A 25,071-nucleotide genomic window follows, 5' to 3' on the forward strand; every position below is an offset into this window, starting at 1 on the left:
AGTCATAGGCTGGTAGGGATTTATAAAGTATAAGCCGCCTATGATTCCTTCCAATGCCCGGACTCCATAGGCGGGACCGGATCGCACTATCTTTATGGGCTAGTTTGGATGCGCATACGTCATTTTGCCTATATTTCCCTCATGGCGCTGGCTCTGTCCGGCTGCAATGACGCGTTGGAAACCGCGCAGGTCGATCTTTCCAAGGTCAAGAACAAGGTGGAGCAGCCGCTTCCCCCACATATCCTCACCGCCATGGCCGCCAAGGGCATGGACCGCAATTCGCCGATCATGATCCGCATCTTCAAGGAAGAAGGTGCCATGGAGATCTGGAAGGCGAAGACCGACAACCGTTTCGACAAGGTCGCCGATTACAAGATCTGCGCCTGGTCCGGCCGTCTCGGCCCGAAGGTAAAGACCGGCGACCGGCAGGCGCCGGAAGGTTTCTACGAGCTGACGCGCGCCAACCTGAACCCCAATTCGAAATATTATCTGGCGATCAACACCGGCTTCCCGAACCGCTACGACGCGGCGAACGGCCGCAGCGGCTCCGATCTGATGATCCACGGCGCCTGCTCGTCCTCCGGCTGCTATTCGATGACCGACCAGCAGGTGCTGGAGATCTACGCCTTCGCCCGCGACGCCTTCAAGGGCGGCCAGGCAACGGTGCAACTGCAGGCCTTCCCCTTCCGCATGACCGCGGAAAACATGGTCAAGCATCGCCTCGACAGCAATTACGACTTCTGGAAGATGCTGAAGGTCGGCTACGACAATTTCGAAGTCACCAAGCGCCCGCCTGAGGTGAACGTCTGCGAGAAGAAATACGTCTTCAATCAGCAGGCAACCGACGGCAGCGCCTTCAATGCCGCCGGCAAGTGCCCTGCTATGTCGACACCGCCGGCGCTGACGGCGGCCCTTGCCTCCTACGGCAAGACCTATGATGCCGACTATGCCAAGGCGATGAGCAAATATGACGGCATGGCCTGGTACGATCCCACGGAAGCCGAGCGCAAGGCCGTGGTCGCCAAGCTGCGTAAGGGCCGCGAACTCGCTTACGCCCCGACCGGCACCTCGCTGGAAGCCGGCCGCATGGTCAAGGTGGCCGAACTCGAAGACCTGATGGCCAAGCGCACCGCGCAGGGCCTTGCCGCCAAGAGCGCGCCGGGCGCCACGCCGGCAGCGCCTGCCGGGCCGCAGGCAATCTCCGCCCAGCCGCAGGAAACGGCCGTCGCTGCCGCCACACCGGCGGTCGTGCCGGTGCCGATGCAGAATCCGTTGGCCTTTACCGCGCCCGAACCGCAAGAAACGGCAGACGCCGCGGCAAAGAAGCCGTTCTGGAAATTCTGGGCGAGGAACTGAACGGCTTGAACCCCGTTCTCTACGATCTTCGCGGCCTGAAATGCCCATTCCCCGTGATCAAGACACGCAAGAAGCTTGCCGCCATGGCAAGCGGTGCACTCATTCGCGTCGACACGACAGATCCGCTGGCTGTGATCGACATGCCGCATTTCTGCAATGAGGACGGCCACGAGCTGGTCGAGACCGAAAAAACCGAAACCGGCCATCGCTTCCTGATCCGCAAGCGCTAAAACGCGTCGTTATCGCAACACCGCTGCCGAGTTTTTCGCGACATGCTCTAAATTCGCATGCCGGGGATAGCGAGCGGATTGTCGGACAGCGCCGCGCGGTCGGGCATGTCGATGCGCGGCTTGCCGAGGAAGGCGTCGAAGAGGTCCTTCACGAAGGCTTCCGGCAGATCCCGGGTGATCAGCACCATGCGCGTGCGCCGGTCTTCTCCCGGCCAGGCAGGCAGCCGCACCGGCGGATGGAAGATGCTCTGCACCCCATGCAGCACCAGCGGCCGATCCGGCCGGTCGGAGACCGACACGATCGCCTTCATCCTCAAAAGCTTCTCGCCATGGGCCGAACGCAGGAGATCGATGAACATGTCGAGCGCCATCGGATCGATCGGCTTCTCCTCGATGATCGAGAAAGAGCGGATCGAGGCATCGTGACGATTGACGTCGTGCGGGTCCTGATCCGCATGCCCGTGATGATGATGGTGGTGGTGCCCATGGTGATCGCCATCATGATCCTGATCGCGATCACGATTGTCATCGTGATTGTGATGATGATGCGCCTCATGCGCATCCTCGTCCTGCAGCCAGCGGCCGACATCGGCGATCTTCGTCGCCGGATCGTAAAGCCCGTTCACCAGCACTGCGGCACTGCCCGCCTCGGCACTGTCGGCATCCATCATCGCCGCCCGAGGATTGAGCGCCCGCAGGCGCTTTTCCAGCCCGGCGGTTGCCTCGGCCATCGCCTTTTTCGAGACGATCAGCCGGTCGGCGACCGCTGCCTGCTTGCGCGCTTCCTCATGATTGTCGAGCGTCTGCGGGCCATTCACGGCATCCACGACGGTGACGACGCCATCGAGTTCGAAATTTGTAGCGATGACCGGATTTCCCATGATCGCCTGCATGACGGGTGCGGGATCGGCAAGGCCCGTCGTCTCGATGACGACGCGTTTCACCGGCTTGACGCGGCCCGTCTGCACGGCATCCATCAGGTTCGCCAGCGTATCCACCAGCTCGCCGCGCACGGTGCAGCACAGGCAGCCATCGGACAGTTCGATGATCGAATCGCCGGAGCTTTCGACCAGGAGATGGTCGATACCGACATCGCCGAATTCGTTGATGATGACGGCCGCATCCTTCATCACCGGGTCTTTGAGGATACGGTTGAGCAGCGTCGATTTGCCGGCGCCGAGAAAGCCGGTCAGGATGGTGACCGGAATCCTGTCGTTGAGCGCGCTCATGTCATTTTACCTTGAAGCTTAAAAGGATGTCGGGCGCGGCATCGGCACCGGCACGTTGGCGATCGCGCTTGCGGTATCGCCCCGCGCCATCTTTTCCGGCTGCGCGGCCGGCTGAGGGTCCTGGCCCGGAATGAGGCCGGCGAAGACGAATCGCGGATCGTGGTCCATTTCCAGGATATAGGGCGACTGCACCCTCATCCGGCCGACCTCGTCGCGCGTTTCGCTGCGCACCTTGGCGCCCTTGGCGCTGCAGATATCGGCTGTGATGTCGGTTACCTGATCCTGTCCCGGGCCGTAGGGCCGCAGCGAACCCAGCGTGTCATTGCCGGGAAACTGCGCGGTGAATCCCTTCTGCAAAAGGTTCGCCGTCGCATCGGCGCGCGCCGCAAGACTGTCGGTGCCGAGCACGACGGAGACGAGAGTGCGGCCGTTACGCGTCGCCGAACCGATCTGGTTGAAGCCCGAGGCGCAGATGAAGCCGGTCTTCATGCCATCGGCGCCGGCGAAGCGGCCGATCAGCATGTTGAGGCTCGGTACATTCTGCTGGCCGGTGGTGAAGCCCTCCAGCGAGAAATAACCGGCATATTGCGGAAAATCGCGGCGCAACGCCACGGTCAGCACCGCGAGGTCGCGCGCCGTCGTATATTGGCCCTTGCCGGGCAGGCCGTTCGGATTGACGAAATGCGAATCCGTCATGCCGAGCTTCAGCGCCTCGCCGTTCATCCGCGTCACGAAGCCTTCCTGCGTACCGCCGATGGCTTCCGCGACCGCGACGGCGATGTCGTTGGCCGATTTCACCATCAGGATCTTCAGCGCGCTGTCGAGCGTCAGCTTCTGGCCCGGCTTGAAATACATCTTGGCAGCCGGCTGCGCGGCGGCGCGCTTGCTCATGACGATCGGCGTATCGAGGCTGATCTGACCGGCACGGATCGCGTCGAACACGGTATAGACGGTCATCAGCTTGGTCAACGAGGCCGGATACCACTTGCGGAAGGCTTCTTCATGCTCGAGCACGCGGCCGGTCTGCACGTCGACGAGAATATGCGGATTGGCCTGGGCAAGCGGAACGAAGGCAAGAAAACTAGTTGTCGCAGCGACGATGAAGCTCAACGGTCGCAGCGCTGCAAACAAACGGAAGTGGCTCGTCGACACAGTTCGTCCTTCGGATATCAGGAAAATCTCGAAACCTTCCCCTATTTAGCCTATATGGCTATGACATGGCAAAGGTCATTGACTAAGTAATTTCCAAAAGCCTCACACCCCAGCTTCACACCGTTGTGATGCGGTGAAAGATTGTCGGGATTTCATAACAGGAACGCGAATATGCCGATTTTGAACAGAGCCGCGGAGTTGCAGGACGAAGTCGCCGAATGGCGCCGCCACATCCACGCCCGGCCCGAACTCCTCTTCGCGGTGGAAAACACGGCCGCCTTCGTCGCCGAAAAGCTCAAGGAATTCGGCGTCGACGAGATCGTCACCGGCATCGGCCGCACCGGCGTCGTCGGCCTGATCAAGGGCAAGGGTGAAGGCCGCCGCACGGTCGGCCTGCGCGCCGACATGGACGCCTTGCCGCTGACCGAGATCACCGGAAAACCCTGGGCCTCGAAGACGCCGGGCAAGATGCATGCCTGCGGCCATGACGGCCACACCGCCATGCTGCTCGGCGCTGCGAAATACCTGGCCGAGACCCGCAACTTCAACGGTAATGTCGCCGTCATCTTTCAGCCCGCCGAAGAAGGCGGCGGCGGCGGCAATCTGATGGTCAAGGACGGCATGATGGAGCGCTTCGCGATTGAGGAGGTCTATGGCATGCACAATCTGCCGGGCCTGCCGGTCGGCCAGTTCGCCATCCGCAAGGGCGCGATCATGGCGGCGACCGACGAATTCACCGTCACCATCAAGGGCCGCGGCGGCCACGCCGCCCAGCCGCACCGGACGATCGACCCGATCGCCATCGGCGCCCAGATCGTCGCCAACCTGCAGATGATCGCCTCACGCAGCGCCGATCCGCTGCGCTCGGTGGTCGTCTCGGTGACCAAGTTCAACGCCGGTTTTGCCCATAACGTCATTCCGAACGATGCCACCTTCGCCGGGACGGTCCGCACCCTCGACCCCGAGGTGCGCACACTCGCCGAGACACGGTTCCGGCAGATCGTCGAGGGCCTGGTCGCAGCCCACGGCGCCGAGGCCGACATCAGCTTCCACCGCAATTATCCGGTTACTGTCAATCATCCCGACGAGACCGAGCATGCGGTCGCCACCGCCAGTGCCATCGCCGGTGAAGGCAATGTCAACGCCGAGATCGATCCGATGATGGGCGGCGAGGATTTCTCCTATATGCTGAACGCCCGCCCCGGCGCCTTCATCTTCATCGGCAATGGCGACAGCGCCGGCCTCCACAACCCGGCCTACGACTTCAACGACGAAGCCATCGCCCACGGCATCTCCTATTGGGTCCGCCTCGCCGAACAACGCCTCGGCGCCTAGCAACAATTAAGGCTTGGCTTCCCGCCAAGCCTTTTGTATGCATGGCGTGCAAGTGGTCCCGTAGCTCAGCAGGATAGAGCACCAGATTCCTAATCTGGGGGTCGCGCGTTCGAATCGCGCCGGGATCACCATAAAATTCAATCACTTAGATATCCGGAATTCGAATTCTATGTTGCATTGATGTTGCATGGGCTTCCCTTGATTTCCAAGCATTTCAAATGAGTAGCGGCGAATCCATGCAACATGAAATGCAACATGCGACATGACCTTGCAGGAGGTTGAGTATGGCCTTGAAAGACTTGCCGCCCGAAGGACAGGAAGCTGTATTGAACTTCATCCGAGCTCTCGCGCGTTGGAGCGCCCGGCGGGACTATGATGCTGCGGCGGCGGAAGCCAGGCGCCAGCGAGAGCTGAAGCCCGAATAGCACCGCCTAGTCCAGCCAACACTTCGGCAAGTCAAAAGACCGATCGCCGAGACGCTTGACTTCGCGGTTGGCGATGGTCATCTGCTCGTTCGGTGGAAGGCGCTTGCCGCCTCAGTGCCCATTCGACTGCTGTCGTTGGTTTCACTTCATACCGGACTTATTCTCGCCATCGCACCGCCAGTTCGCCATCTAGAAGCTCGATCGCTTTCACCAAACGATTATAGTTCGGTCTAGCGTAACGCCATCTCTGCTTTCGAAAATATTGCTTTGTCCGAAGCTCCCTATCAAGTTCGGGGAACGAAAAATTGGCTTCAAATAGCTTCGCCAGCATTTCGTCGATCGGCTGATTGCCTGTCAGCTTGAATGGCTTCCTGTTCCGGCGAAATCCATGATACCGGGCGGCTTGGCGGATGTTTACCCACGTCGAATGCGGGAAAGTCTCGCAAATCTCTTCGATGCTCGCCCCGGGATACAGCTTGCGAAGCTTCGATATCTCGGCCGCCGACCAAAGATGCTGCGGCTTTTTCCTCAAACCCATCTTTCTGCACTGCGCGCAGATAGCAATCCTCGAACGGTGCGGAAGCGCCTTTTGGATATCGTCGAAATCAGGCCATCGTTCCACAACGATTTTTCGCTCATCCTCGGTCCAGAGCTTGTCACCACGCATGGTGCATCCCTCCTTCTTCATCCGATTTCTGATGCCAACTGCAGAAGCTGCATTTCGGGCATGGTAGGCAAGTGACATGGCGCGACCTCCCCCGACAATTCAGGAGGAGTTCCAGGTGAATTTCCAATCACAATCTCTGGTTTTCCCCTCTATCCACAGTGCAGCGGGATAGTCGCGGATCCATCGCGTGGCCACAAAACGACTGCGCCAATGTGATTGACATACAGGCGGGCAATGAGACTCTATCGTCGAACGCGAATTGGAGCCTGCCATGACCCCCGCTCGTTTCACCGAATGCCTCCTACACATCCGCTGGACGCCAATAAACTTGGCGAGCGCACTGCAATGCGACCTTTCATGGGTCGAAGCAATGGAAGCCGGGAACGCTGAAGTGCCGGCGGGCTTGGCTGCATGGCTGGAGACGCTTGCTCAGTGCCATGAGGCTGCAGGAATCCCCACGACCTACCGCGGAAAGGGACACGAGTGACTGATCCGTTCGCGCGATACCTGAGGCTGGCATGCCATGGAGAAGATAATGATTGAGGAACCACGCTACGGCGCGCGTAAAGAGCCAGACCAGACTTGGACCATATTCGACCGGCGTACCGGCGAAACAGCCGAGCGGTCGGGCCTCATCATGGCTCGCCTGAACAAGAACATGGTTTTGGGGCTGATTCAAATCCTTGAGCAGATCGAGGATGCACCGAAGCGAATCCACTGATGACCTCGCCCGACACCGCCACCCTCCTCGAAGAGGCGGCCGATCGGATCGCAGATATGTCGCGAGCGGATCTCCAGATTATGCTTCGCCGGGCAGCGCTGCGGCTGCGCAACGCCGCGGCCGTCTCGATGGACGAAGACGTGGAAGAGGTTCTGCGCGACCTAGCCGGCGAGTTCGAGGTGACGCGCAACGACATGATCAGATACATCGTGCGGGAATGGCTGGAGACGAACACCTATCTGCGGGTGCATGAGCTGGACGAAGATTGGGACGTCGATGGCAACGCTTGATGCGGTAGCCAGATAAATCACCGAGGGGACCATGACCAATCGTATCGACCTTATCGATCACGCAAATCTTCTGCGAGACCAGATCCGCTTAGTGGAAATGGCGGCGCACGCCGTCGATGACCGCGATCAAAGAAGCGCGCTAATAGGGGGCTGCGAGCAAGCCAGAGAACACATGGAAAAGCTGCTCGATATGATGCGAAAAATTCCACGGGGCGAAGCAATCACGGCTGCTGAAGGAACTTCTGGCTGAGGTGGCGATTGCGCGTGACGACTGGTGTGACTGATCCGCAGACCGAACCTCCAGCGCTTGAAGGAACGTCGTTCCGCCCTATCCTGATTCCAGGGGTGATGAGGGCGATCATGATCCGATCCAAAATTGCCGACATGCAAAACGTGCTGAGCGACGAAGAAATTGCCCTCTGCCAAAGGGTGTACGATCACGTCAGATCGGTGCGACATGTCACAACAGATGACGATTGTGATGAACTGGCCAGACGGATCATCCAGTCCTTTCAGCACGGGGTTAGGGACGAGGATGCCCTGACGCGGCTTGTGATTTAGAAGCCCTCGCTTGATATCACCCCGCAAGGCGGCACGATCAGCAGCTTGGAAGGCCACCAGATCCTGCTCGCCTCCGCGGTTGCCACTCACGAAGCATCTTGAAGAGACGCGTCGAGAACCTATCTGAATCCATAGGCGATTAATCTTGACGGAGGAGCAGGTTATGTCGCTGCTGGGTCTCCTTTATCTCGACGATCATGGTGTTGAACTGGTCACCAATGCCGTTAAACATTGGTGCCGAGCCCGTCATGTTCCAATGCAAAGCATTCAAGGCCAAAAGGCCATGGGTATTGCTATCGATAAGGTCCTCGCCGGTGAATCGTCGCCCGCGGCGCTTATTGAGGCAATTGATAGCCATATACCCGGCGAGGTACACAAAGACCCTCACGGGTAAATCGGGCTTATTAGCCTCGGTCACTATGCGCGCCGCGTTAACGTCGGCAGCGTAACTATCCGACAATTGTGCGATTAGCGAGCAAATCTAGATCAGCCCCGGAACTTTTGAGATTGTCTATTGTTAGACGAAAAGGATCGCACAGGTGGCCCCATACCGGGGCTGTCCGCTTCCCTTCCTTCCTGTGCGGTCCGTCCTTTCCAGCAATGGCCCCGTCTCGGCTGGGCTTCTTTTTGATCCACAGCGAGCAATGACGGGCATCGCCGCACCGGCACGCTTGCACCATCTCTCAATGAATTGGACGAATTGGGGAGTGCGCATTCGATCACATGAGATTGGGCGGCCGCTCAGCGTACAGGAGTTTCAATGCTTGGGGTTAAGCAAGTGATCGCTGAGCGGCCCTCCGAATGATACAAACTATTACTCGAAATACTGAAGTCAATTTCTATTTCGAGCAAAACAGAGACAATAAGCTCTGTAGATGAGAACAAATCGGCGGGCGAATAAGCTCTATAAAGTAATATTAATTGCAAATCCATGTAAGTTGTGCGAAGTAAGTTATTGCAGCGCAATACACGCTTGCCTAGAAAACACCCCCCTTCCTGATCCCCGCAGTCGCGGGGTTTTCTTTTTCTGGGCTAGCGTAAAATTCAATGAATCTCTCAACCGATCGGTAACCAGATTTAGCCCCAGATGTGGCTGGGCAGGTTGAAAACAGGTATATGTCGCTCTCGTTTAACTTGTGTCGGCGTAGCCTGAGTAAAAGATGCTAATCAATTCGACCGCCATTCCTATCACGGTTCATAGCTGGCTCCCCGGCACCGCGAACAAGGAGTTCATCTCTCTGCAAGCAGCTATTGAATACGCGGGGGAGCACATCGACGAGCTCCCGGCGATCGAGATCCTCATTCGCACTGGCAACCATCGTTACGCGATCATTGAGGGCAATCAACTTGCCGCTTTGATAGTGCGGCTTTGCTGTTCTCACTGAGCCAGTGCCCGAAGGCCGCCACCTCACCGGCCCGTCACCCACGCCATTGCCGCCGTGCCGAACTTTGTGAGAATGAAGGTAAGCGCCGACGCCCCTATTCCGACGATCCCCAGCGCTCCCAGCCCCATCAGCTTCCACCGGCGGACGTCGTCGGTCACCGGCCGCATTTCCGAGATATCCTCCTGCACTGCGGCAACGGTCCCTTCGACCTTGCCTACCCGGTCGACCAGAAGGTCAAGCCGGCCGTGCATCTGCGATCGGCTGGTGTCCGATTTGATTTCGGACTGCCGGAAGGCATCCCGAAGATTGCGGACCTCTGCAAGCAGTTCGCCGAGCTGCTGATGCAGGCGCGGGTCGAAGTCGGATGTGTTCATGCTGATTGCCTCAAACTACGAATTTGGACTTGTCGGATTGCGCGATCCCGGCCACGATGCGGTCGATCATAGCCCCCCAGGGATGGACACCATCCGTGCTGATGCCGGGGCGAACCACGGAACCGACCGGGAGGACAACAGCCGTGGAGCCCTGGTAGGTGATTGTATTGCCGGAAATGCTGGCAATCGTCTGGGTGCTGAGACGGGCTATTCCATCGGGGCCAGAATAGATGTTGAGGCTCTGCTCAGGCCGGAAGAGGCTCGCATCCGCAACGACGATCTGGTTGTAGGTCGCGACGCCGTCGGTCCCCGCCTGCTGCGTCAGTGTGGTGCTCGACAGTTCCAGCATGCCAGGCCAGACGCCGCCGCGCGATGGCGATACCCACGCCGAGTAGGTGTCGATCGCGTCGTCGCAGCATGAAGAGGTTTTCGCCAGAATATCGTCACGCAGGCGCCATTTGCCCGAGGCGTCCGTTCCGTCGGACGGCCAGGTGTTGTTGGCCGAGAAGCTCTGATATTCCGCCCGGAGATAGAGATCACCGGCCGTTATCGTTCCTGTCGCCGGCGACGTTCCAGAGCCTGCGAAATTATAGGTGAACGTCGTTGGCCCAGTGACGGTGATGACCACGTTGCCGTTATATTCCGTCTGCGTAGCGCCGGCGATCGAAACGGTCTGACCGGTCACCAGCCCGTTGATGCCAGAAGCAATGGTGGCCGTCACCACGGTCCCGACCGACGTGAGGGTAACGGTTCGCGCCGATGTGGTGCGCCCGAGCGGCGGGAAGGCGACAATCTTGACGCCGGAATACTCGGCGCGGATGCGGGTCACCAGAGACCTGTAGTTGGTGTTGAACCACGTAGTGTAGGACGTCGACGTGTCGTTCTGGCCCAGTTGGTTTGCAACGACGGTAAAGGGCCATTTGTTGTTGTTGAAGGCGATGATTTCCCGGATGATATCCCGTCGCCTCGTGGCGATAGAAGAGCCGGAACCGGTATATTCTCGGACAGATCCCGCTCCCGGAACGCCGACCATCAGATAGGGGATTCGACCGATACCGCCGGCCCTATCGAGCCAACGCCGGAACCAGCCGAGATTACCGCGGGTATCGGCGGCGGCGCTGAACTCCTGTCTCGCCTCGCCCAGACTATCGACGAAGGCGAGCGCAACGGGCCTTCCATCCCAATCGCCCTTGGCGACCATCATGTCCGGGCCATAATATTGCGGCTGCGCCTGCTGCCCGTAGCTTGTATCGAGCGCTGCGGTGCTGTCCGCAAGCGGAGTGTCCTTGAAAGCGAGCAGTGTGGAAAGGTCGCTGGCGCCCCATACGCGTTCGCCCCGCTCCTTTTGGATGCGGTAGACAGGCCAGATCTTCTCGCCGACGGCGGTATGATAGAACAGCCACAACTCGATCGCGCTCTCGGCAGCCACATCGGGGACTGTCAGTTCATCCGTCCATGCGCCGTTGGTCTGGTCAGCGACCGTGACCGTATTCGATGCACTGAACTGCAACTGGTAGAAGACGCCGCCGACCCGCATGAACATCGCGTCTACAGATACCGAGTTGCCAGGCGTGCCGATCGTGCCGGTGACAACGGTCTCCTGGGGTGAGTTGCCGCCTTCAGTCGAAGCGAAGCCGGAGAGGTGAAAGCGGAAGGTCCGCGTCTTATATTGCGGCGTGTTGACGATGATCTTGCTGCACACATAATTCGTGCCACTCGCTGCCGTCAGCGTGGCAGAACCAGACGGCATGCGGTTGCGGGTCGCAAAGAACATATAGCGGTCGGGGTCGACAGGGCCACCGCCGCCGCTCGGTACCGTGTTCATGCTCGACCAGTTTGTCGCGCCAGCAGATGCGGCATAGGCCGCCATGGCTCCGTTGATCTCGGTATAGCTTGTGCCCAGCGCAGCGTTGATCCAGGCGAGCAGCCGACCATTGAAGCCACCATCGGCAGGAATAGCCGCTTGATCAAAAAGCGCGGACCAATCACCTTCATAGTTCAACGCTGTGTCCGTGTAGCCGCGGACCGCCGCCTGCCGGTCTCCTTGTGCACTCGTCATTGTCGGGTTGCCTCGTATTTCGTTCTGATATCGTCGTAAAAATCAGCGGCGCGCCTCTGGCGGGCGTTGGCCCGGTCGAGCGCCTGCCGTTCGCGGGCGAGGATGGCGATGACTGGTTCGCCTTCCACGACGGGCGCATGCGCCTCCTGTCTGCGGAGATCATCGGGCAAAGGTGGCAGCGCCACGCCGGCCGCCGCCTGCCCCTTCGTCACCGCTGCCCTGTTCAGGCGCTCAGTGGCGGAGCAGCCACTGACGATCAGCAGCAGTGACAGCGCAAGCGCGGTTCTTTTCCCGCTGAAGCTCATAGGATTGGATCTCGGTTTCGAGTGTGTCTCTGGCGGCCCGCTCGGAGACCTCGGCGGCCGCCAGGCGTTTGCGGTGCTCATCGCTGGCCTGGGCGGCGGCGTTGCGCTGGCGCTCCATCTCGGTCGCCTGTGCCTCGGCCGCAGTCTTCTCGGCCAGCAGGACAAAGCCGGCGCGCGCCTCGCGGGCTGCCGATGGATAGCCGATCGAAACGGCATAGAGGTGATAGAGCAGCAGACCGGCAGCGACGCCGGCGCCCATCTTGAGCGCATCGAGAAAACCGAACATCAGATGCCCTCAAGACAGAACTGACGCTCTTTCTGCCGGCGCCGGGTCAGTCCCGGGAAGACGATGCCTGCAGCACGGTTCCACTTCAAAAGCGCTTCGCAGCCTTCAGCGGTCTTGCCTTGGTTGATGAGCTTGACGGCAGTGGAACCGCATGCAGCCCGAATGCCGACGTTGTAGGCGAATGATGTGAGGGCTACAAAGCGTGCATCCGGCAAAGGAACGCGGGTGCATTTCTCAATGCCGGCGGCGTAGGTTTGCAACTCCAGCGCCAGGAGCGCCCTGCACTGCTCCACCGTCTTGTGATCCCCAGGTTTGACGCCATTGGTGCTGCCATAGCAGATCGTCCAGGGCTTCCCTTGCATGGCCGGATCCGGATAGGCATTCTGCCGAAGCCCCTCGAAACTGCCGACGAGCGCCACGGCCATTGCAGCCACCGCGCTGCCCTTCTTCATTCTACTTGTCATCGTCGTTTTCCTTGAGGGCTGGCTGGTGAATGAGGCGCGCGATCGGAGAGGCCGCCAGAAAGAGGATGGACAGCCATTTCGGTATCCAGTCGTCGAGGTAGGGCACGATGTACGGCACGAGCTCGAGAAGGCCGGCAGCGTAGACGCACCACATCGATAGCGACCACGTGAGTACGCGGCGCTTGTGCTTCACAAGGCGCATGGAAGTCTCCGGATTGTAGGTGGGAAATCTTCAGATTGCCGGCCCGATAGTGCCGCGCAGAGGCTTACGTCGGCGGAAAACTATTCGCCGGGATCTGGACGAACGACGTAGCCCGAATAGGGCCATAGCAGGTGATCAGCGGCTTGTTGTTGGCGTCCAGCTCGAGGCGCATCGCCACGGTTCTGTCAAGGATAAGGTGGACGGCACGGACGCCGGCGCCGTTCCATGCGCGAGACCCCACTTCTACAACACCATCTTTGACGCCAAGCCTGAGGGAGTGGCTCGGAGCACCTTCGGGCTCCTGAGTGCTGCGGTTCATCACGTCCACCCAGGCCCAGCCGTTATCTGGATGCTCCGCGGCGTTAGGCCCGGGGGATATATCTAGAGCCATCACCATATCATCGGCCGTGGGGCGCAGCTCGGCCACCACGATCTTTGCGGGCCATGTTGCCGGACGATCGCGGAAACCGAAGGCCGTGTATGCCCACCGGAGACTTGCCCCTATAGTTTCAAGAAAAGTCGTCATAGCTGCGCCGCCGCCACGAAGAAATCGTTGATCTGTTCCGAGGTGAAACCCATAGCGGCGAAGCCCGTGGTCATCATCGTGCTATCCTTTTCGAAGGTCCCGCTATACTCATAAGCGATCTGAATATCGCGCGGCTGCCGCGCAACCCAGGCATCAACAGCGTCGAGCAAGCCCACGACAAGAAGCTGAAGCTTGAATTGACGTGCCGAGACCGCTTCGGGGATCGATGGCGTCACCATGGCCGCGCGAGACACATCGAACGCCGCCTCCTCTTCGGCTGTCATTTCGACGGAAATTCCGTTCACAAGCTTTGAGGTCATCCGCGTATCCCTTCAATGATCACGTGGCCGGTCATCGTTCCGGAGCTGCACAAAATACGGATTGCATTTCGCGCAGTGGTGCTGGCTCGGTGGCCACCGACCTCTGAAAGCACAACAGCGCCGGCTGAAACATAGGTCGAGGAGGACTTAAACTTGGCGAACTTTGTCTTATTGAAATTCGCCATTTCGACGTTTTCGAGAAACACGCCATTGTTAGCGCCACTATCGACGCCTCCTCCGATGAGCATGGAAGTCGAGTTTTGCCGATTGCCTGAGATGCTCGTATTGTTGGCGAATATCGACTGCCATGCATAGTCGTTCGCGGCACCATCGAATGACGATCCGTTGTTGGTGCTGGTCTGCAGGCCGACAGTCCCCGCGACAGAAACCTCAAGATAACCCCGGAACCGAATGAATTCGAAGGCACCAAGATTGGTAACGTCGATAGCCCCCTGGGCTGTGATCTGATCGTTTCTGATCGGCTCCCATTCATTTGTGCTGAGCGTAAAGAATGCGGTGCCATCGCAGATGATAACTGCCGTAGCGCCGATCGGGATCGTAAGCGTTGCTGCACCGTTGATGGTCTCGGAACCATTGGGATCAACAGTGACGGTCCCACCTTCGGCAAAGACGTCAATTGACCAACCCGCCGCCAATGTCGCAGCAGCAGTAAGCGTTAGATTAGCTGTCGCGGTGAAGCGAAGAGTAGACCCGGCATCTGCCGCAACCGCGAGGTAATTTCCGCTTTTCTCGGCGTAGTCGATACGCCCCTTGAGGACGCCAGATGTCGAGAAGTTGCCCGCAACACTGACACCGGACCCTGACCAATTCAGAACCTCGGAGCCGCCGGCAACCAGAGCGGCGACCCCGGCCGCCTTGAGATACATGCCGGTCGCGGGTTCGGAGGAGAACGTGACCGACGGCTGCGCCTGGCTACCATCGGCGTTCTTGAGCGGTGCCGTCATCGGAGCCGACCCGTCGCGCGGCAGCGAGTTGGTGATTTCGTTGCCGAGGTCGGTGGTCAGCGCATTCCACGGCACGGGGTCGATGACCTGGCCGACGGAAGGTGTTGTTCCGGCTGGCTTTGAATAGACGCCTGAGGAATTTCTGGGCATTCACCTTCTCCAAGAAGAGAAGGCCCCGCGAATTGCGAGGCCTTCAATGGTGTAGTATTGGTTGCGCATGCAGATCGATCACGACCCAAATGAACCGAAGCTCGACCGCGGACCTGGTCCGTGGAAATCGACATTTGCCGTAGTGCTCGGCGTTTTCTTACTGAACCTGTTCACCCGTCAAATAGACTGGGTCTCGCTAGCACTTGGTGCCGGGATCGGCGGCTGCATCGTAGCCTGGGCGATCGAAATCACCGGCAATAAGATTCCAGATTCATGGCGCGGTAAGCCTCGGAACTCCGGCCGCTCCTGATTCAACCAGCGCCGACACGAGCCGCGCCCTTAGCTGATCGTTTCGCGATAGCTGCTGTGTCCCTGCCCGCAACACGTCCAGCGCAACATCCGGATTCGTCTCCATCAGCACGCGAGATAGTCGCTCCACAACGGACGGCGGCTGTCCGGTCACGGTTCCGAGGACCTTCGAAAGACCTGTCGTAATCGCGCCAATCGGGTCGCCGCGCACCAGGCGCCCGATCACCGCCGGGTCGAACTGATTCATGTCTGCGGCATCTGCAAGGTTGTCGGCCGTCTTCGAATTGCCTAGCCCTGCGTTTGCTGTCCGGAACATCGTCTGCTCGCGGGCGATGCGGTCTGCAAGCTGCCCTCCGCGCTCCGGCGCCGCGAATGCTGGGAGTTCGGCTTCGAATTTCGGCGTCTGCAGCATCCGCGCCTTGTTTGTGGTCGGCGAAGAAGACGCACCCTCCAGGCGGGCGATCAGCGGGTCGATATAGCCGGCGCGGAAATCCACCTGTTCGCCGGGTGGCATCGCTTCGAACTCCGGAATCGTGTCCTGGGCCCTGCGGGAAATGCGGCTTGCTGCGCTGCCCGCGTCAACGGCCTCGATCCGGCGTGAGGCACGGGCAAATGCGTCCCGGGCACCTACATATCCCTCGGAAGCATCGGCGAGCGCTTGGTCGACCAGCCCCTGAACGCGCGACAGGTAGTGCGCGCGATTGCCGGCACCCTGTCCTTCTGCCCGTTGGATCATGTCGTCCAGGTCCAACTTTGCCCTGAACAAGGTGTCGAAATCGGTCACTTGGGAATTGCCATCCGACAACATGGAACGAACCCGCGTCAAAGCGCCTTCGATCGAGTCGTTTGCAATTCGATCACGGGGGTTGACCATCTGGTTGACGCCCGGGCTGATCGTCCTGTCGATCTCTTCGAGGACGGGCGTGACGTTGACCGGGCCGGCATTTGCGCGGGCGGCTGGGTAGAGTTCGTTTGCCTCCGCGGCGCGCTGCGCCGTGCGGTCAGCGATACGACGCCCGGCCGTATCAAAGGTATCAAAGCCCTCAGCGAGATTATTCGCCAGCCGCTCGCCCTGTCCTGCCTGTCGCACCATCAAAGCTTCAGCAAGCGCCTGCCGGTTATCATGCGGAACGCGCGTAGCCGTCGACATCAGCCGCTCGCCAGTATAGCCCAAGGCATCGGCGACATTGAACATGTCCTGGCCATCATCCGCTGCAGCGCGCATGTTATTGGCGATACCCTCCGGAGTTTGGCCGGAGCGGCGCAGTGCCGTGGCGAGCGCTTCCCGCACATATCCATTCGGTGCAAACGGCGCTATCAACGGCGCAGCAGCGGATTTGACGACCTGTGAGACGCCGGCAACAGCAGCCGGGGCGACGGCTCCGATACCGAGACCCAGGCCGCCGCCAACGCCTGCATTGACCAACCTGTTTACTAAACCGTCTTCACCACTGCCGAATCCTGAGATGGTGCCGAGGATCGCGCCTTCCTTTGCAGAGGCTGCCGTTACTTTCCCAAGCCCTGCCCCACTCTTGATCGCGTTGGCAGTTGGAGACAAGCCAGCTTTGGCGAGCTGGCCGGCGCCCCATAACGCGCCCGTCACCTTGCCAGCAGTGTTCGCAGCTGGAAACTCGTCGTAGGCCTTGTCCTGCTCGCCGCGCGTGTCCGCCAAGGCTTGATCGTAGGTCTTCGCATCGCGCCACGGCAAGATATGTGAGCCGGCATAGTCAATACCTGCACCGATCTCATCGGCATAGCCCATCCCGACCATATCGACGATGCCTTGACCGAACGAGTTGATGTTGCCTGTCATCTTCTCAAACGTCGATTTCTCGGGCTGTGGAGGTGCGCTCAGCGGCTGTGATGGCGTTGGTGCGGCTGGCTGGTCGCCCTGGAGCTGGCGCACGGCGGCGCGCACAGCCTCATCGTTCGGAGCGTCGATATCGAAGCTCTCACCATTCACCTCGACAGTGTATGTGGGCATTTACTGTTTCCTTCGAATGGTGACGCCCGGGATATCAGTCGGGACAACCGCCGGGTCGCCAGGCGACGATGGCGACGCCACCTTTGCCCGCTCCTTCATTTTGGCAACGCCCTGCTCGACAGCATCGCGGAAGTCTTTCAGCGCGGCCCGGAAGTGAGGCTCATCAAGCGAGCGATCCATTCGCGCCATGGCATCCTGAGCCTTGCCGCCCTCGACTTCGGTGATCTGGCCACCACCCTTAAGAAGCCCATAGGCTTGCAGGAATGCGCCACCCTGAAGCTGCTTGAGGCGTGTCAGCGCGTCGCGCCCGTCCGCACCCATCGTCCAGGAAGGCCGGAACTGATCTACCGAACCGACAATCGAATCCAGCCCCTTGCTGGTTAGCAGCTGGTCGATGTTCTTGATCGTCTGATCCGCCTGCATCAGATCTGCCGGGAGCGACGAGACGGCTTCACCAGCAGCCTTGCCTTCTGTGCTGCCTTGCGAGGTGTCTTTCGCCGCCTCGTAGTTTTGCTTAGTGGTCCGCTTCACTTCCTGACCACCGGGGCCGAGTGTGATCAGTTCCGTTCCTGTGTCGACGGTGCGCGTCGTCGGCGCCGCCGTTGATCCCGGCCCGAAATCCAGATCCTTGCCGCCGCCCTTGTCGCTCAACTGGCGATATCGCAGGTTCCCATCCTTGTCATAGTAAGGGACGGTCGCGCCGTAATATTTCTCTCCGCCGGCTCCTCCAGGAGCTTGCCTGAATTCACCGGTGCTCTTGTTGTAGAGCGTTCCATCGCTCAGACGCTCCCACTGGCCATTGCTGAAATCGGCGATAACCTTGCCGTCAGCGCCTACGAGGCGACCGTTCACCTCTGTCGGCTTTGGTGTGCTCTGATAGATCGGCTGCACGGTCCCGGTGCGTGGGTCGCTGCGCAAAACGGTTCCATCCGGCAATGTCTGGAAACCGTACTCCGGTGGCCGGGTGAGGATCTGCAGTTGCTGCGCGGCCATAGCTTTGATCTGCGGCGATGCATTCGGATCCGTCATGGCTTTCACCAGCGCTTGGGCGCGCGGGTTCGCCATCGGGTTTTGTGCCTGCGGAGGATTGGCGCTGTCCAACGCCTGGGCAAGACGCGCCGGCCCCGATTGATTGCCGATGGCTTGCGCCTGAGCAATCTGCTGCTGGGATGCGGGTTGACCGCCGCCTGTTGGCGCTGGCGGGAAGGAACCAGGCCCCGGAACATCGCCACCCATGCCGACGCCTGAGCGGTCCCCATTCCTGAGAGCTTGAGCCAACTGAGGATCGACGCCCGAAGGCATACCAGCGACGTTCGGCATCGGGCCAACGTTGGTGACCGGCAACGGCGGCAACGCAGCCTGCGGGCCTGCCTGAGGAGACATGGTCTGCGCTGGGTCTGATGCACGCATTTGGCCAGTCGCGCCTGGCATGGGAATGCCGATGGACGGATCGAGGCTTGCAACCTCGCCGGGGGCGGACAGTGGCGGCACGGGAGGCGCAGCCGGGTTGACCGGTGGCGGCTGGATCGGCGATGCAGGAGGCGCAACGACGGCAGGGCCTGCGCTTGCGATTTGAGGGCCACCGGGGGTGGCCATAGCGCCGGATTGAAGATCGGCTACGATCTGCGCCATTTCGGCATCGGGAACGTTCTTGAACCCCTGCCATTCCGCCCGCAGCGCCTGGATCTTCCCCGGCAGTGTATCGGCCGATGCAATGCGCTGGCGAGCGAGATAGGATGCGACCCGATCTTGAGTGGCTCGGTCATACGGCGCATTCGGGTCAAGGCCAAGGGCACCCACTGCGCTACGCAACGTCGTGCCGACTGTCTGATATTTCCCGACTGGAGTTGCTACACGACCGACCTTGCCCTTGACATACTGAGCATAGGGGCCACTCGGATCGGTGAACGCCAAGACGTCTCTGATCGGCATGCTCGAAACGGATGTGCCAGCAAAAGGGCCATCTTTTTGAGCGTGTCCGAACAGAGTGTCGTAATCTCCTGCCCCTTCCGTCTTGTCGACCGCGGCAAGGAACGAACTCGGGAGACCGCCAGTGGACGGCATGGCGACATTGCCCGCGGCATCCACCTTCGGCATAGACGATCCGGAAGCACCGGGGTTGGCCTTGCTGCCGCCGAAGATCGACGACAGGAAGCCCTTGGGCTGCTCAGGCGGGGTATAAGGCTGCCCGGTGATAGCGGACATGTATTGAGCGTCGGCGGCGCTCTGCATCTCGCCTTGCTTGCGAATAGCGAGACCACCCATGAGTGCTTGCGCCATGCGGGCAGCACCTTCCCAAGGCGACTGGATAGGGCTCGTGTCGGTTCCTTGCTGGAGCATTGCCGCAGCGAGCCGCTTGCGCGCATCGGTGACATCTGCCTGCGATTGACCGGTGTCGCCACCGAAAATGAAGCCCATTACAGAACCCCCGCGTAGTTGACCATTTTGAACCCGCCCGGGCCTTCGGCAATTGCTTCAGGGAAGACGGTCTCGACTTCATCGGCCATAAGACCGACCTGACGGCCACCGCCAAAGACATATTCGTATTCGTAGACTGGAAGACCGGATTCCGTGACGCCGATCTGATGAACGTCGCGCTTCAGGCGGCGATCGGACATTGCCCAGCCGCCAAGCAGCGATGAGCCCAGACCGAAGAGACCGCCCATGGCGGCGTTAGACTTGGCCACCTGCTGATTATAGGCGCCCATCTGCTGATTGTAGTTTTCGTTGATGAGGCCGGCTTGGTCCACCGTCGGCAACTGCGTCGTCGGCGAATTCACGTAGTTCGGTTGATTGACCTGAGACCCAGACATCAGCGCCGAAATCTCGTTCAGCGGCTGGTTTCGCTCGGTCAGGATCGAGTTCTGGGCGTTCGAATACATGTCGCCGAGATATTGGTCGGATGCGGCCTGCTTGCGCGTGCTGAAGTCCTGCATGGCGTTATTGTAAGCCGCGGAACCCATCGAAATGCCTTTATCGGCAAGGCTCTGGTCAAGGCTTGCCTGATCGCGATCCCACTGATTGTTGAAACCACCCTGCCAATGGTCGTTGACATATTTGTCAACGTTATTGCCGCTGAGATCAACGTTCGTGCCGAGGATGCCGGAGATCTTGCCGGTCTGTTCATTCGCCAGTTTCGACAGACCGAGCTGCGTCTGCTGCGTCTGATCATAGATCGCCTGGTTTTGCGGAGAATAGCTCTGATAGGCCGAATAGGTCGGCAGCTGGTAGGTCTTGCCGTTCTGGTCGGTCATCGTCTGGTAGCCGCTGACCTTGTATTCCAGCGAACCGTCCGGCGTGTACTGGTTGGTGTGGCTCAGACCTGCATTGGCGATCGCGGTATCCACGTTCGTCGCCGTCTGCGCCGCTGCTGTCTGTGTCGGATCGGGCGCTTTTGGCGCCTTCGGGGTCGAGACCATAAGGGAAGTCCTCTTTCAAAATTCCATAGAGAAGCGCGTCGCAGTCGCCGAAATAATTGCGCTGGCGACCTTCCGGACGGGCGCCGAGCCTATCGAGCGCCTTCTGAGCGGCCATGTTATCGGCCCGCGTCCTGAACGTTGCACGACGGCAGCCAAGCTGCTCGACGACATATCGGAAGGCTGCCCGCATCAGAGTTGCCGAAAGCCGATCGGCGGCGAGCGACACCTCGACGTCATGCTCGGTCCAGACGTTGAACACATAGCCCGCGATGATCCGGCCGCCCTGGACCTGGGCAATGGCCGTAAATGGCGGATGGAATGTCACCCCGATCTTGCCGCCCACCCATGCCGCGATATCCTCTCGGGGCTCGGTGACGATCAAATCGGAGCACCCTTCTCATAGAGGACCGAACCGCCAACGACGGCCGCTTCGGATACCGAACCAGTTGCTCCGGAAATCAACGCCCGGATCGTCGGCGCCAAGGCAGAGCCAACCCCTCCTGCGGAGGCAAACTTGCGCACAAGCGACGTCCCCGGAAATTTCGAGACGCCCCAGATCGCAGTTCCCCACTTGGCTGCGGCGTTGCTGTCGACCGATGCCAGGAGCGCCGTCGGGATCTTCACCTGATAGTCGAAGGAGATGCCCGCATACATCAGGGTCGAGACGCCGATCTGGCCAGTCACGCCGATGAGCTTCGAAAACTTCGAAGCCAGATCTTCGCCGTACCGGTTCCATGCCCCGACCATGAGAGCGTCGATCGTGGCGCCGTTGTCGTTGGCACCGACTTCCGCTTCGTAAACTGTCCCATTAGCCGCGCCGAAGAACAGCCGGTCTTGCCAGTTGGCCCAGCAGGAGGCGGCAAGTCCGACAAAGCGGCACCATGCCCCGGTTTCCGTGTTCATTACGTATTGATAAGGCCCCAGAGACGACGGCAGGTTGACGATTGCCATTTGTCGTGACGGAAAGCTTGCCAACTGCCATTCCTGTGACGTCGTGCCGGCCGTCATCACGGTTTCGCGCCATGTCGGCCCGATCTTGGCCGTGATCGCACCAAGACTGGTCGCGCCGCGATCGAGCTGCACCGCCTTGGTGATCGGAACAATCCCGTCTGTTGTCATGATCGCCAGATCTGCACCGACGGGCAGGAAGCAACGTTCGGTCCCGAGCGGCCGCCCGAGCTTGAATGTGCCCAGCAGGCTCCAGTTCGAAGCGCTCGACGGATCGGAGCCCTGATAGACGATCACCTCGCCCTCGGTCGACATGAGGACCAGGCACTGCTGCAGCCCGGTGGAGACAGGGATCGTCCAGACGCCGATCGCCGCAAGCGTGCCACCGTATTTCATGTTGCCGCCGACCGGCAGAACCGTCGCCGCGCCGCTGACGGCGTCGGTGGCGAGATACCAGACATTGGTCGAATTCTTCTCGATGAACCACAGGCGCGAGCGATAGGCCGTCACCGCGATCAGCAGCGAGGCGTCAGGAATGCCCGTGATCATCGTCGAGGGGACGTAAGGGGTTGCGACCGCGCCCGTCTCCAATTGGGCATTGGTCACTGAACCCGCCACCGTGAGCGTCAGCGTGCCGGCAGTAGGTGTAAACGTCAGCGTGACGCGGTTGCCAACACCAGTCCCGTTCAACACGCCCACGAACGCCCCAGAGAGCGTTACCGAGCCGGTCCCGAAGAAGCTTAGAGTATATTGGACCGCCCTCACCGCGACGTTCTGCGTGGCGAGGGTGGCCGTTCCGACCAACATATTGTTGGTCCACGACGTGCCATTGTAGAGCAGCGGTAAATCGAGGCCGTTGACGAGGCGCAGATATTCCTGACCAGCTGGGTTGGTGTATTGCTGAAAGGCCCAGCGCGCGCTGCTCTGCCCGCTCACTGCAGCAGTCCCGACGGCGCCGCCGGCCGTGACGTCAAATATCTTGTCGCCGGCGGCTGCGAATAGACGATTGCTCACCCCTACATAGGGAATGATCGTCAGCACCGAGGCTCCGAGGCCCGTCGCAAAGGCTGTATGACCGTATCGCGCACGGACTCGGTTGGCTTCCGGAAAGAAGTTATCGAGTTGGAACGCGGCATCCTTCGGCATATCCGCCATCTCGACGTCGGTTCGCCAGCCGCCAGTGGGCGCGATCCAGTCTTTGCTTGGCGAAACGCGGGCGGTACGCCCGTTCGGTTGAACTGGTTTTCTTGTCATGAGTTTGAAATGATGGTCCCTGGCCAGTAGTTGTCGGGGACTTCGCCGCGGTACGGCATCGACAGGCTTACGGGTTGCGCAGCCCGATCGGCACCGATCGCCGACTCTTTGGCGCGCTCGAAGTTTTCGAGCTCCTCGCCGTAGTCGAGGCCCTTGGCACGCTTCCAGCGCCAGATCAGCGAGAGCTCGATGAGGTCTTCCGGAATGCGGGAAGTATCGGTGTCGTTGGCCCAATTCTCGGCATAGGTCGATCCGCCGGCAACCGCGATCCAGTATTTCGAGATGTACTCATACCGCATGGTTTCGGTCGCGACATTCGGGAAGAACGCCAACTTACCGCCCAACATGCGCCAGATCTGCGGCACTGGATTGGAGTTGAGGATAGTGTTCCGGTCCCAGGTTTGCGGCTCGACAGGGCCGTTCAACTTCCAGAGGCGCGATGTATTCCAGATAACCGAGTTGGTGGTGAACTTGGCAAAATCGTCCGGCGGCTCTGTCGGCTCCGGGATCACCCCGGTTGCCGCAAAATTCCGGATGGTGTTGAGCACCGACCAGTCATGGTCTTTCAGCAGATCCTTACCGGCACGATACGACAATATCTGCAACTGCCTGATCTGCGGGTCCGCCGACGACATAACTGCGGCCGGCGGATCGAGGCTGATTTCCGCGCAAACGTTCTGGATGATAGTCAAGAGCGACATGCGCGGAACTCCGGTTCAGGCGGCTGCATTGCGGCGGCCGGGGGCGCCCTGTTCTTTTGCAAGCGCTTCAAAACGCTTGCCCATTTCGTCGATCTGCTGCTGCATGCGAGTGACGTCGTCCTTCAGGCGTTCGTTCTCAGCAGCGAATGCGGATGCGGCGCTGGCGTCCTTGGCCGTGGCGAGGAAAGCCTGGGCGGCCGCCACGAGCTCGTTCGCCCCCATACCGATCTTCTGCTTGGCGGTATCGGAAAGCGCGGCCAGCTGCTCGACGCTGTAGACATTCATCGCCTCCAGCTCCTTGATCTGGCTGGGCTTCAGATAAACCCATTGCGACAGCGGCGTGCCGATCAGTTGCTCACGCGCCGCCGCGCCTTCCTTGAAGCGCTTATAGGCCTCCGAAAACCGATCTTTGTCGTGCTCTGTCGCAAGGCGATGAACTTCCGTGTGCTTGTCGCCGGCAATGAAGATGGTGACGAATTCCGTGTCTTTGAAAATCGGCCGTCCTTCCTGTTCTGTCAGGAACGGCTGTTCAACGGGCTCGATGCTGAAGGAGGCGTAGACGCCCTTGTTGTCGGTCATGGTGATTGTCTCGCTGTTGATGGCGTGGAGAAAGGGGAAAACGGGCGCCGAAGCGCCCGCCGTTGATCGCTGCTTAGTTCACCTTCGACAGGTACGGACGCATCAGCGTTGCTTCGAGCACGCCCGTTGCCGTGACCGTGATGCCAGTGCCATTGGCCGTGGCGTTCGCGGACATGGTGATGCTCTGGACCACGCCAGAAGGGCTGTAGGTGATCGAGCTGATGGTCGTGGAACCGGGAATGCCGGTACCGGAGATGGCAGCACCGATGAACGGCCCACCTTCCGGGGTGACGCTCCCGAGCGCCGTCAGCACAGCTGAACCGTTGACGGTCGTCGCCGTGAACGTCTGGTTGGCGGCCGCGAAGTTGACGCCCTGGATCGCCTTGGTGGTTGCCGTCGGAGATGCCGGGGCAGTTGCCAAGCCTGCGGTCGCCGTGGTTTCAGCCACGACGAGAGCCGCCGTTGCCGTGGTCACGAGAGCCGGAGCCTGTCCGTTGCGCTGCAGCCAGATGTAATAGGTGCCTGCTGCAAGCGTGATGGCGCCGACCGGGCCGCCGGTCAGCGTCGGGGGCTGGGCAGCGCCGGAGAAGACGCCGCAGCGCTGGCCGACGACAGCAGCGGCCGTGGTCAGCAGCGATGCGACATAGTCCTTGGTCCACTGGAACCATTGGCCGGGCTGAAGGGTCGTCTGCGACGCCAGCACGAGCTGGCAATAGACCCACTCGGATTCCTTGGTTCCGCCGGAAACGGAGCCAAGGGCAAAGTTCGGACCCGGGATACCCGAGCCGGCGACGATCGGGCCTTCGACGACGAACGGATTCGCGCCAAGACGATCGATCTGAGATGTTGCGATAGTCATGGAAGTTGATCCTTTC

29 protein-coding genes, 1 tRNA gene and 1 pseudogene are annotated in these 25,071 nt (G+C 60.2%); 11 read left to right on the forward strand and 20 right to left on the reverse strand.

The window, feature by feature from the left end; translation table 11 throughout:
- The first annotated feature begins 108 nt into the window (after positions 1-108).
- Both FHX10_RS22125 and FHX10_RS22130 read left to right on the forward strand, forming a co-directional pair.
- Positions 109-1,356, forward strand: a complete 1,248-nt coding sequence (locus FHX10_RS22125) for a murein L,D-transpeptidase family protein (RefSeq protein WP_097596288.1) — start codon at positions 109-111, stop codon at positions 1,354-1,356.
- A 5-nt stretch (positions 1,357-1,361) separates the two neighbouring features.
- On the forward strand, positions 1,362-1,586 hold the full coding sequence (locus FHX10_RS22130; protein WP_183845238.1) for a sulfurtransferase TusA family protein: 225 nt from the start codon (positions 1,362-1,364) through the stop codon (positions 1,584-1,586).
- A 47-nt stretch (positions 1,587-1,633) separates the two neighbouring features.
- Here FHX10_RS22130 and FHX10_RS22135 read toward each other — a convergent pair whose 3' ends face one another.
- Both FHX10_RS22135 and FHX10_RS22140 read right to left on the reverse strand, forming a co-directional pair.
- Positions 1,634-2,815: a CobW family GTP-binding protein gene (locus tag FHX10_RS22135; RefSeq protein WP_063476281.1), complete on the reverse strand. Its 1,182-nt coding sequence runs from the start codon at positions 2,813-2,815 to the stop codon at positions 1,634-1,636.
- 18 nt (positions 2,816-2,833) lie between these two features.
- Positions 2,834-3,967, reverse strand: a complete 1,134-nt coding sequence (locus tag FHX10_RS22140) for a D-alanyl-D-alanine carboxypeptidase family protein (RefSeq protein ID WP_028756453.1) — start codon at positions 3,965-3,967, stop codon at positions 2,834-2,836.
- Positions 3,968-4,138: 171 nt separating this feature from the next.
- On the opposite strand from FHX10_RS22140, the gene FHX10_RS22145 reads away from it, so the two are divergent.
- Positions 4,139-5,302, forward strand: a complete 1,164-nt coding sequence (locus FHX10_RS22145) for a M20 aminoacylase family protein (RefSeq protein ID WP_028756454.1) — start codon at positions 4,139-4,141, stop codon at positions 5,300-5,302.
- 54 nt (positions 5,303-5,356) lie between these two features.
- Positions 5,357-5,433 (forward strand) — tRNA-Arg (locus FHX10_RS22150).
- A 451-nt stretch (positions 5,434-5,884) separates the two neighbouring features.
- Here the strand turns inward: FHX10_RS22150 and FHX10_RS22155 are convergent.
- Positions 5,885-6,472 carry a hypothetical protein gene (locus FHX10_RS22155; RefSeq protein ID WP_184390245.1) on the reverse strand — a complete coding sequence of 196 codons (588 nt, stop codon included), beginning with the start codon at positions 6,470-6,472 and terminating at the stop codon, positions 5,885-5,887.
- A 193-nt stretch (positions 6,473-6,665) separates the two neighbouring features.
- Between FHX10_RS22155 and FHX10_RS35220 the strand changes: the two genes are divergently transcribed.
- From FHX10_RS35220 to FHX10_RS22185, 7 genes are all read left to right on the forward strand, one after another.
- Complete coding sequence (locus FHX10_RS35220; protein ID WP_246781250.1) at positions 6,666-6,881, forward strand: hypothetical protein; 216 nt, start codon at positions 6,666-6,668, stop codon at positions 6,879-6,881.
- Positions 6,882-6,929: 48 nt separating this feature from the next.
- Positions 6,930-7,115 (forward strand): hypothetical protein, encoded by a 186-nt coding sequence (locus FHX10_RS22160; protein WP_184390247.1) that lies wholly within the window; start codon positions 6,930-6,932, stop codon positions 7,113-7,115.
- Positions 7,115-7,405: a CopG family transcriptional regulator gene (locus FHX10_RS22165; protein WP_184390249.1), complete on the forward strand. Its 291-nt coding sequence runs from the start codon at positions 7,115-7,117 to the stop codon at positions 7,403-7,405. The genes FHX10_RS22160 and FHX10_RS22165 overlap by 1 nt, the downstream gene beginning before the upstream one ends.
- 31 nt (positions 7,406-7,436) lie before the next feature.
- Positions 7,437-7,655 (forward strand): hypothetical protein, encoded by a 219-nt coding sequence (locus FHX10_RS22170; protein WP_183903446.1) that lies wholly within the window; start codon positions 7,437-7,439, stop codon positions 7,653-7,655.
- Between the two features lie 110 nt (positions 7,656-7,765).
- A complete protein-coding gene (locus tag FHX10_RS22175) occupies positions 7,766-7,966 on the forward strand; it encodes a hypothetical protein (RefSeq protein WP_184390404.1) in 201 nt (66 codons plus the stop codon).
- Positions 7,967-8,129: 163 nt separating this feature from the next.
- Positions 8,130-8,360: a hypothetical protein gene (locus tag FHX10_RS22180; RefSeq protein ID WP_184390251.1), complete on the forward strand. Its 231-nt coding sequence runs from the start codon at positions 8,130-8,132 to the stop codon at positions 8,358-8,360.
- 766 nt (positions 8,361-9,126) lie between these two features.
- The gene (locus FHX10_RS22185) at positions 9,127-9,351 is read left to right on the forward strand and encodes a hypothetical protein (RefSeq protein ID WP_184390254.1); all 225 of its coding nucleotides are present in this window, start codon (positions 9,127-9,129) and stop codon (positions 9,349-9,351) included.
- 23 nt (positions 9,352-9,374) lie between these two features.
- Here the strand turns inward: FHX10_RS22185 and FHX10_RS22190 are convergent, their stop codons facing one another.
- The 17 genes and pseudogenes from FHX10_RS22190 to FHX10_RS22265 form a co-directional block, all read right to left on the reverse strand.
- Positions 9,375-9,725 carry a DUF1515 family protein gene (locus FHX10_RS22190; RefSeq protein WP_047615911.1) on the reverse strand — a complete coding sequence of 117 codons (351 nt, stop codon included), beginning with the start codon at positions 9,723-9,725 and terminating at the stop codon, positions 9,375-9,377.
- 10 nt (positions 9,726-9,735) lie between these two features.
- Positions 9,736-11,550: a hypothetical protein gene (locus FHX10_RS22195; RefSeq protein ID WP_184390407.1), complete on the reverse strand. Its 1,815-nt coding sequence runs from the start codon at positions 11,548-11,550 to the stop codon at positions 9,736-9,738.
- 230 nt (positions 11,551-11,780) lie between these two features.
- On the reverse strand, positions 11,781-11,996 hold the full coding sequence (locus tag FHX10_RS22200) for a hypothetical protein (RefSeq protein WP_184390255.1): 216 nt from the start codon (positions 11,994-11,996) through the stop codon (positions 11,781-11,783).
- 19 nt (positions 11,997-12,015) lie between these two features.
- On the reverse strand, positions 12,016-12,375 hold the full coding sequence (locus FHX10_RS22205; protein ID WP_184390257.1) for a hypothetical protein: 360 nt from the start codon (positions 12,373-12,375) through the stop codon (positions 12,016-12,018).
- Entirely contained in the window at positions 12,375-12,839 is a 465-nt protein-coding gene (locus FHX10_RS22210; RefSeq protein ID WP_184390259.1) for a lysozyme, read from the reverse strand. The genes FHX10_RS22205 and FHX10_RS22210 overlap by 1 nt, the downstream gene beginning before the upstream one ends.
- Complete coding sequence (locus tag FHX10_RS22215) at positions 12,829-13,041, reverse strand: hypothetical protein (protein ID WP_184390261.1); 213 nt, start codon at positions 13,039-13,041, stop codon at positions 12,829-12,831. The genes FHX10_RS22210 and FHX10_RS22215 overlap by 11 nt, the downstream gene beginning before the upstream one ends.
- Positions 13,042-13,105: 64 nt before the next feature.
- Positions 13,106-13,567, reverse strand: coding sequence for a hypothetical protein (locus tag FHX10_RS22220; protein ID WP_184390263.1), 462 nt, complete (start codon positions 13,565-13,567; stop codon positions 13,106-13,108).
- Positions 13,564-13,851, reverse strand: coding sequence for a hypothetical protein (locus FHX10_RS22225; RefSeq protein WP_184390265.1), 288 nt, complete (start codon positions 13,849-13,851; stop codon positions 13,564-13,566). The genes FHX10_RS22220 and FHX10_RS22225 overlap by 4 nt, the downstream gene beginning before the upstream one ends.
- A 32-nt stretch (positions 13,852-13,883) precedes the next feature.
- A complete protein-coding gene (locus FHX10_RS22230) occupies positions 13,884-15,002 on the reverse strand; it encodes a hypothetical protein (protein WP_184390267.1) in 1,119 nt (372 codons plus the stop codon).
- Positions 15,003-15,273: 271 nt separating this feature from the next.
- Positions 15,274-17,295: a hypothetical protein gene (locus tag FHX10_RS22235; RefSeq protein ID WP_184390271.1), complete on the reverse strand. Its 2,022-nt coding sequence runs from the start codon at positions 17,293-17,295 to the stop codon at positions 15,274-15,276.
- A complete protein-coding gene (locus tag FHX10_RS22240) occupies positions 17,296-19,713 on the reverse strand; it encodes a lytic murein transglycosylase (RefSeq protein WP_184390274.1) in 2,418 nt (805 codons plus the stop codon).
- Positions 19,713-20,714, reverse strand: coding sequence for a tail fiber domain-containing protein (locus FHX10_RS22245; protein WP_184390277.1), 1,002 nt, complete (start codon positions 20,712-20,714; stop codon positions 19,713-19,715). The genes FHX10_RS22240 and FHX10_RS22245 overlap by 1 nt, the downstream gene beginning before the upstream one ends.
- Positions 20,683-21,096: pseudogene (locus FHX10_RS35225) on the reverse strand (GNAT family N-acetyltransferase); the annotation flags it as partial. The pseudogene FHX10_RS35225 and the gene FHX10_RS22245, both read right to left, overlap by 32 nt.
- Positions 21,093-22,916: a hypothetical protein gene (locus tag FHX10_RS22250; protein WP_184390279.1), complete on the reverse strand. Its 1,824-nt coding sequence runs from the start codon at positions 22,914-22,916 to the stop codon at positions 21,093-21,095. The gene FHX10_RS22250 and the pseudogene FHX10_RS35225, both read right to left, overlap by 4 nt.
- Positions 22,913-23,617 (reverse strand): hypothetical protein, encoded by a 705-nt coding sequence (locus FHX10_RS22255; protein WP_184390282.1) that lies wholly within the window; start codon positions 23,615-23,617, stop codon positions 22,913-22,915. The genes FHX10_RS22250 and FHX10_RS22255 overlap by 4 nt, the downstream gene beginning before the upstream one ends.
- A gap of 15 nt (positions 23,618-23,632) precedes the next feature.
- Positions 23,633-24,196 carry a hypothetical protein gene (locus tag FHX10_RS22260; protein WP_184390285.1) on the reverse strand — a complete coding sequence of 188 codons (564 nt, stop codon included), beginning with the start codon at positions 24,194-24,196 and terminating at the stop codon, positions 23,633-23,635.
- A gap of 73 nt (positions 24,197-24,269) precedes the next feature.
- A complete protein-coding gene (locus tag FHX10_RS22265; protein WP_184390288.1) occupies positions 24,270-25,055 on the reverse strand; it encodes a hypothetical protein in 786 nt (261 codons plus the stop codon).
- Between the last annotated feature and the right edge of the window lie 16 nt (positions 25,056-25,071).

Source organism: Rhizobium sp. BK591, from assembly GCF_014195045.1.
GTDB classification, from domain to species: Bacteria; Pseudomonadota; Alphaproteobacteria; order Rhizobiales; family Rhizobiaceae; genus Rhizobium; species Rhizobium anhuiense.

Bases quoted from the DNA above. Each gene is read 5' to 3' on its own strand.
- FHX10_RS22125 (WP_097596288.1), top strand. From the start codon at position 109: ATGCGCATACGTCATTTTGCCTATATTTCCCTCATGGCGCTGGCTCTG.
- FHX10_RS22135 (WP_063476281.1), bottom strand. From the start codon at position 2,815: ATGAGCGCGCTCAACGACAGGATTCCGGTCACCATCCTGACCGGCTTT.
- FHX10_RS22145 (WP_028756454.1), top strand. From the start codon at position 4,139: ATGCCGATTTTGAACAGAGCCGCGGAGTTGCAGGACGAAGTCGCCGAA.
- FHX10_RS22155 (WP_184390245.1), bottom strand. From the start codon at position 6,472: ATGTCACTTGCCTACCATGCCCGAAATGCAGCTTCTGCAGTTGGCATC.
- FHX10_RS35220 (WP_246781250.1), top strand. From the start codon at position 6,666: ATGACCCCCGCTCGTTTCACCGAATGCCTCCTACACATCCGCTGGACG.
- FHX10_RS22160 (WP_184390247.1), top strand. From the start codon at position 6,930: ATGATTGAGGAACCACGCTACGGCGCGCGTAAAGAGCCAGACCAGACT.
- FHX10_RS22165 (WP_184390249.1), top strand. From the start codon at position 7,115: ATGACCTCGCCCGACACCGCCACCCTCCTCGAAGAGGCGGCCGATCGG.
- FHX10_RS22170 (WP_183903446.1), top strand. From the start codon at position 7,437: ATGACCAATCGTATCGACCTTATCGATCACGCAAATCTTCTGCGAGAC.
- FHX10_RS22175 (WP_184390404.1), top strand. From the start codon at position 7,766: ATGATCCGATCCAAAATTGCCGACATGCAAAACGTGCTGAGCGACGAA.
- FHX10_RS22180 (WP_184390251.1), top strand. From the start codon at position 8,130: ATGTCGCTGCTGGGTCTCCTTTATCTCGACGATCATGGTGTTGAACTG.
- FHX10_RS22185 (WP_184390254.1), top strand. From the start codon at position 9,127: ATGCTAATCAATTCGACCGCCATTCCTATCACGGTTCATAGCTGGCTC.
- FHX10_RS22190 (WP_047615911.1), bottom strand. From the start codon at position 9,725: ATGAACACATCCGACTTCGACCCGCGCCTGCATCAGCAGCTCGGCGAA.
- FHX10_RS22195 (WP_184390407.1), bottom strand. From the start codon at position 11,550: ATGAACACGGTACCGAGCGGCGGCGGTGGCCCTGTCGACCCCGACCGC.
- FHX10_RS22205 (WP_184390257.1), bottom strand. From the start codon at position 12,375: ATGTTCGGTTTTCTCGATGCGCTCAAGATGGGCGCCGGCGTCGCTGCC.
- FHX10_RS22210 (WP_184390259.1), bottom strand. From the start codon at position 12,839: ATGACAAGTAGAATGAAGAAGGGCAGCGCGGTGGCTGCAATGGCCGTG.
- FHX10_RS22215 (WP_184390261.1), bottom strand. From the start codon at position 13,041: ATGCGCCTTGTGAAGCACAAGCGCCGCGTACTCACGTGGTCGCTATCG.
- FHX10_RS22220 (WP_184390263.1), bottom strand. From the start codon at position 13,567: ATGACGACTTTTCTTGAAACTATAGGGGCAAGTCTCCGGTGGGCATAC.
- FHX10_RS22225 (WP_184390265.1), bottom strand. From the start codon at position 13,851: ATGACAGCCGAAGAGGAGGCGGCGTTCGATGTGTCTCGCGCGGCCATG.
- FHX10_RS22230 (WP_184390267.1), bottom strand. From the start codon at position 15,002: ATGCCCAGAAATTCCTCAGGCGTCTATTCAAAGCCAGCCGGAACAACA.
- FHX10_RS22235 (WP_184390271.1), bottom strand. From the start codon at position 17,295: ATGCCCACATACACTGTCGAGGTGAATGGTGAGAGCTTCGATATCGAC.
- FHX10_RS22240 (WP_184390274.1), bottom strand. From the start codon at position 19,713: ATGGGCTTCATTTTCGGTGGCGACACCGGTCAATCGCAGGCAGATGTC.
- FHX10_RS22245 (WP_184390277.1), bottom strand. From the start codon at position 20,714: ATGGTCTCGACCCCGAAGGCGCCAAAAGCGCCCGATCCGACACAGACA.
- FHX10_RS22250 (WP_184390279.1), bottom strand. From the start codon at position 22,916: ATGACAAGAAAACCAGTTCAACCGAACGGGCGTACCGCCCGCGTTTCG.
- FHX10_RS22255 (WP_184390282.1), bottom strand. From the start codon at position 23,617: ATGTCGCTCTTGACTATCATCCAGAACGTTTGCGCGGAAATCAGCCTC.
- FHX10_RS22260 (WP_184390285.1), bottom strand. From the start codon at position 24,196: ATGACCGACAACAAGGGCGTCTACGCCTCCTTCAGCATCGAGCCCGTT.
- FHX10_RS22265 (WP_184390288.1), bottom strand. From the start codon at position 25,055: ATGACTATCGCAACATCTCAGATCGATCGTCTTGGCGCGAATCCGTTC.